Origin of the sequence: Acinetobacter sp. BMW17, from assembly GCF_001592855.1 — a bacterium.
Taxonomy (GTDB): Bacteria; Pseudomonadota; Gammaproteobacteria; order Pseudomonadales; family Moraxellaceae; genus Acinetobacter; species Acinetobacter johnsonii.
Genome location: NZ_LSOD01000063.1, coordinates 1 through 327, shown reverse-complemented (window position 1 = coordinate 327; position 327 = coordinate 1). Strand labels below are relative to the sequence as shown.

3 tRNA genes are annotated in these 327 nt (G+C 49.5%); all 3 read left to right on the top strand.

Annotated features, from left to right (window positions below):
- Positions 1-14: 14 nt before the first annotated feature.
- A tRNA-Leu gene (locus tag AXW61_RS16995) sits at positions 15-99 on the top strand.
- Positions 100-134: 35 nt separating this feature from the next.
- Positions 135-208 (top strand) — tRNA-Trp (locus tag AXW61_RS16990).
- Between the two features lie 33 nt (positions 209-241).
- Positions 242-326, top strand: a tRNA-Leu gene (locus AXW61_RS16985).
- Position 327 lies beyond the last annotated feature (1 nt).

The following is a 327-nucleotide window of genomic DNA, read 5'->3' as shown; positions in this document are numbered from 1 at the left end:
TATACACAGCCATTGGGGACGTGGCGAAATTGGTAGACGCACTGGATTTAGGTTCCAGCGCCGCAAGGTGTGAGAGTTCGAGTCTCTCCGTCCCCACCATAAATCATTTGAATTAAGATGGTTTATAAGGCAATAGAGGATTGGTGTAATGGTAGCATGACGGTCTCCAAAACCGTTCGTCAAGGTTCGAATCCTTGATCCTCTGCCAACTTAAAGTCTAACGCAAAGTTAGCACCCTGATGGGGACGTGGCGAAATTGGTAGACGCACTGGATTTAGGTTCCAGCGCCGCAAGGTGTGAGAGTTCGAGTCTCTCCGTCCCCACCAT